Source organism: Bradyrhizobium sp. 139 (assembly GCF_023074175.1).
Taxonomy (GTDB): domain Bacteria; phylum Pseudomonadota; class Alphaproteobacteria; order Rhizobiales; family Xanthobacteraceae; genus Bradyrhizobium.
On the sequence record NZ_JADPKS010000110.1, the window covers coordinates 1 to 5,302 of the forward strand.

Consider the following 5,302-nt stretch of genomic DNA (forward strand, 5'->3'; position numbering starts at 1 on the left):
GCTCTGGACCGGATAGAACCGTTACCGTCGTCACGTTTGCTCATTTGTTTGCAAATTAATGAGCAAAGCATCTCACGCTTGAGCACGATCCGGGAAGGCGGCCTTCACCGGGGGCTTACGGGCGAAGTCGCACCGGCGATACCTAAATTCGGTACCCAAGCAGGTCGAACAGAGCAGGCACGGAGCTAAATTATTGAAATCACTGGTACAGTTGGGTGGGCTCGAACCACCGACCTCCTGTTCCACAGACAGGCGCTCTAACCAACTGAGCTACAACTGCATCCTTGCGAGCCGCACCTTAGGGCGCGCCCTGAACGGGCCGGTCACCGAGGGGGCTGGACGGGGCGGAAACTAGGTGCAACGGGCGTTTTTGGCAAGGCCGCAAACGGACGAAAAGCCGGGGTAAATCGCCCTCACGCGATGAAATCGGGCTTGATGGCGACGATGAGGGTGTTGCGGTGCTTCTCCCGCCTGCGCCGAGACTTCCCGTGGGGAGAGAACCCTCACCCGGCGCTTTGCGCCGACCTCTCACGCACGCGGGAGAGGTGAAGAAAAACCCGGGCCCTTGAGGCCCGGGTTTCTTAATCAGTTCAAGACCCGATCGCTCAGGCGGCCGGCGTGTAGAGCTTCGCGGCGCTGGCCTTGATCGGCTCGGCGGTCGCGGCGGCGACGCGCTGGGAGAGCTCGACCAGCTCCTTGGCCTGGGACTGCAAGGTCTCAAACTGGTTGCGGGTGTGGCCGGTCCACAGCTCCAGCGCTTCCGCCGGCGATTTGAGGCCGAACAGCTGCTGGGCGAAGTCGAGTTGGGCGGTGGTGTTGGCCTTCATGAACTCCACCAGCTTGGCGGTGTACTCGCTCGCACCCTTGTTGGCGGAGGTGAACACGGCCTCGACGGTGCCGTTGTGGGTTTCGGCCGCGTCCTTGAATTTGGCGTAGCTCTCGCGGGCCTGCGAAACGCCCTTTTCGGCGAATGCACGCATCTGCTCGGGCACCTCGAACGGAATGATCGAGGCAGAGAATGGATCAGTCGCACCTGTCATGGTTATCCCTCACACGAATGAAAAAACGGAGTGAGCCTTCTGGCGCGCCCGCTGGCCCCGATCTGGGCCTTCAATTCAGCGGGTACGAAGACTGGAAACGCGAAACGAAATGAGATGGCTCGCCCAGCGCCGCCACCATGGCTGCCTATCGTGTCAACATTGTGCATCGCAACGCGCCAGGAGGGTGCGTTGCGAAAATTTTATCGCGGTGGGGATGAGGTTCCGGGTTAGGGGAACTCAGGGTTGAGGTAATTCCGATCCGTCATTCCGGGGCCCGAGCGGAGCGAGGGAGCCCGGAATCCATCGGGCCGCGGAGTCTGCCGGAAAATGGATTCCGGGCTCGCGACTTCGTCGCGCCCCGGAATGACAGGGTGATCCAGTGCTTCGGCCCGGCCCTCACCAATCGCCGCAGCCCCTCGAATCCTGCGGATGCAACTGAGGTGCGGCTTGCGGGTTCAGCCAGATTAAGGTTATCGCGGCTTTGGGCTGCCGCTGGGGACCGGGGCCGTGGACCTGCCCGCGCCTGCGCGCGATACTAATCCTTTCTTAAGGCTGTCATTCCGGCAGCCTTGCACCCTGATGCCAACAAGCGAGACTTGAAGCCGGTCGGATGACGAGTTCGGATTTCCAGTTGCGAGGCGTGGGCGATCCCCGGCTGGCCGTGCACGCGACCTCTGCGCTGCCCGCCTGGCTCTGGTCGATCGACGGCACGCGCGTGCTGTGGGCCAATCCGGTCGGCGCCAAGCTGTTCGGCGCGGCCCATGCCGCAGCCCTCGCGGACAGGACGTTCGGCCCTGCGGATAGCCATCGCCGCCAAATCGTCCGGCTTGCCCGCCAACTGCCGGCGAACGGCGCGATCCGGCTCGAACGGCTGCGCGGCTTCGGCGCCCGCTTCGGCATGCTGATGACCTGCGCCTGCGCCCGGCTCGACTTTGCCGATGGCGGCCATTTCCCCAGAAGATCCGGCGTGCTCGTCACCGCGATGGACCCGGCCCTGCGCACCATGCCGCTGGTCGAGCGGCTGCATCGTCTGGTCGAGGGCGCCAAGGTGCCGATGGCCGCGTTCGCGCCCGACGGCCTGTTCGTCGGCGCCAGCGAAGCCGCCCGTCCTCTGCTCGGCTTTCGCGATCTCGGCAAGGCCGGCCTCGACCAGGCCCGCAGCGAGGCGCTGGCGAAAGGCCGCGCCGAGACGCCGATCGGCATCGGCAATCTGGTGCTGCAACGGGTCGGCACGGGCGCCGATGTCGGCCTGGTCGCGCTGATCGAGCCTGCCGCTCGGCAGGCGGCGCCTGCGGCAGCGGATGCCGCGCCGGAAGCCGCTGAGGACATCGCGCGCGAAGCGACTGCGCGCGAAGAAGCTGCTCAGCCTGCACCCGAGACGCCGCCATCCGAGGCTCCGGTCGCGGTGCCGGACTATGCGCAGCCTGCGCTGTCGAACGAGGCTCCATCCGAATTCGCGCTGTTCGACGCGTTCGCCGATCCGGTCGAGACGCCGGCTCCGACCGAGACGATCGCGCCTGAGTTCGCAACGATCCGGGAAGCAGGCGAAGAAGCGATCGAAGAGCCTGTCCAGGAAACGACCAGCGAAGCGGTCGAAGCCGCGCCCGAAACTCCGGTTGAAAACTCGCCAGAGGCCATCGTGTCGCCGCAGGACGCGCCGACCATTTCAGGCATGGTCGAGCCGCCGCCGCACCAGGCAGAGCCGCCTGAACCGCGTCAGCATCCGCTACGCTTCCTGTGGCAGATGGATGCAGAGGGGCGCTTTGTGCTCGCAACCAGCGCGTTCATCCGCCTGATCGGCGCCCACACGGCCGCCCGCTTCGGCCGCCGCTGGCGCGAGATCGCCGACGAATTTGCGCTCGATCCGGAGGGGCGCGTGGCGCAGGCGCTTGATAGCCACGACACCTGGGCCGGCATCACCGTGAACTGGCCGGCCGATGGCGGCGAACATCTGACGGTCGAGCTTGCAGGCCTTCCGGTCTATGACCGCGAGCGCAATTTCGCAGGCTTCAGGGGCTTTGGCGTCTGCCGCGATCTCGATGGCCTCAACCGGCTGGAGGCGCTCCGGCGCTTTGAGCTGCTCGCAGAGCCGCCCGCGCAGCACGGCCTGTCGGCGGACATCATCGAGCCCGAGCCCGAGGCGGAGCCACCGCCTCCGCCGATCGAGCCGCCCGCACCTGAGCCTGAGCCGACACCTGAACCTGAACTGCCCGACCCTACACCCGAAGCGAATTCACACCCAACCGATCCGGAAACGCCAGTGGAAACGCCTCCCAATGTCGTGCCGTTCCGCCCGCACGGCGATGCCAGACCGCCGACGCTGACGCCTGTCGAGAACAGCGCGTTCAACGAGCTCGCCCGGCAATTGTCCGAGCGACTCGAACGCGAGCGTGAGACAATCGCTGCCGTCACGTCCGAACCACCAACGCCGGAGCCTGAGGCGCCGCACGCGCCGGCCGAATGGCTGACCGAACCCGCGCCGGCCGCGCGCGGCCACAGCGTGCGCGACCGTGCGCTGCTCGACCTCGTGCCATCAGGCATGCTGATCTACCGGCTCGATCGCCTGCTCTACGCCAACCCCGCCTTCCTCGCGCGCATGGGCCATGCCAATTTGGGCGCGCTGGAGGATGCCGGCGGGCTCGATGCGCTCTATGTCGAGCCGGGCGTATCCTCAGTGAGCAGCACATCGCAGGGCGGCACGCCGGTGACGATCAGCGCGACGCTCGCCAACGGCGAACAGCCGCTTCCGACCACCGAGGCGCATCTGCACACGATCGACTGGGACGGCGAGAGCGCGCACGCGCTGATCTGCGCGCTGCCGCCGGCATCAGCTGTCGTGACCGAGCGTGTTGTCACCGAGCATGTCGTCGCCGAGACTTTGGCAACGATCCCCGCCCTGCCCGAGCCCGAGGCCGGCGATGCAGATGCCGAGGATCTCGCCGCGATCCTCGACACCACGGCCGAGGGCATCGTCATGTTCGATGCCGAAGGCAACATCCACGCCTGCAACCGCAGCGCGGAGGCGCTGTTCGGCTATGACGGCGACGCGCTGATGCAGAAAAACCTGGTGACGCTGTTTGCGCCGGAGAGCCAGCAAATCGTCGTCGCCTATTTCGAAAGCCTCAAGAGCCAGGACATCGCCAGCCTGCTCGACCACGGCCGCGAGGTGCTGGGACGCGAGAAGAAGGGCGGCGTCATACCGCTCGCCATGATCATGGGCCGCACCAGGCCCGACGGCCCGAACTTCTTCGCCGTATTCCGCGACCTCTCGCAGAGCAAGCAGGGCGAGAGCGAGCTGACGCGGGCCCGCCATCTCGTCGACGGCGCGGCGAACGCCAAGGCTGACATGCTGGCGCGGATCAGCCACGAGATCCGCACGCCGCTCAACGCCATCATCGGCTTTTCGGAGGTGATGATCTCGGAGCGCTTCGGCACGCTCGGCAACGAGCGCTACGGCGAATACATGAAGGACATCCGCGCCTCCGGCGAGCGCGTGATCGCCATCATCGACGATCTGCTGGAGCTATCGCGGATCGAGACCGGCAAGCTCGATCTCAATTTCGCCAACCTCAACCTCAACGACCTCATCGAAGCCTGCGTCGTGGTGATGCAGCCGCAGGCCAATCGCGAGCGCATCATCATCCGCACCTCGCTCGCGCACGCGCTGCCGCAGGTGAGCGTGGACGCGCGCGCGATGCGGCAGATCACCATCAATCTGATCTCGAACTCGATCCGGCTCGCCAGCGCCGGCGGCCAGGTCATCGTCTCGACCGCGCTGAACGACCGCGGCGAGGTGTGCTTGCGCATTCGCGACACCGGCCATGGCCTGTCCGAGCGCGAAGTTGCGGCCGCGATGGAGCCGTTCCGTATGCCGCCCCCTGGCGACGCCGCGGACAATTCGGCGCTCAGCCTGTCGCTGACCAAGGCCCTGGTCGAGGCCAACCGCGCCCGGTTCAACATCAAGCGCACCGCCAACACCGGCACGCTGATCGAGGTGGTGTTCGCATCGGCGCTGGCGCGGGCGTAAGCGACGGAACGGCTCGGTCTCGCGCCGGAAGGCGGCGCTCCTCCGCATGAGGCTCCTTGCACGAACTCAGGCCGCGCGCACGCGCGCCCTGGTTCGAGCTAACCCGACGAGCGATCAGTAGTCCCAGAAGACCGGCACGAAACGGAAGGCGTCGCCGTCGGCCGCCACCCGGCCGATGGACGGGAACGGCAGGTGAGTGGCCACCAGCATCTCGCCGCTCTTAGCCAGCTCCCGC

The 5,302-nt window shown here is 66.4% G+C and carries 2 protein-coding genes, 1 tRNA gene and 1 pseudogene; 1 reads left to right on the forward strand and 3 read right to left on the reverse strand.

Going from position 1 to position 5,302, the window contains the following annotated elements:
* Positions 1 to 203 precede the first annotated feature (203 nt).
* Together IVA80_RS26145 and IVA80_RS26150 are read right to left on the reverse strand one after the other, a co-directional pair.
* Positions 204 to 280, reverse strand: a tRNA-His gene (locus IVA80_RS26145).
* A gap of 325 nt (positions 281 to 605) precedes the next feature.
* Entirely contained in the window at positions 606 to 1,040 is a 435-nt protein-coding gene (locus IVA80_RS26150) for a phasin (RefSeq protein ID WP_247437155.1), read from the reverse strand.
* Between the two features lie 610 nt (positions 1,041 to 1,650).
* On the opposite strand from IVA80_RS26150, the gene IVA80_RS26155 reads away from it, so the two are divergent.
* On the forward strand, positions 1,651 to 5,067 hold the full coding sequence (locus IVA80_RS26155; protein WP_247437156.1) for a PAS domain-containing protein: 3,417 nt from the start codon (positions 1,651 to 1,653) through the stop codon (positions 5,065 to 5,067).
* 114 nt (positions 5,068 to 5,181) lie between these two features.
* Here IVA80_RS26155 and IVA80_RS26160 read toward each other — a convergent pair.
* A pseudogene (locus IVA80_RS26160) lies at positions 5,182 to 5,302 on the reverse strand (MBL fold metallo-hydrolase); the annotation flags it as partial.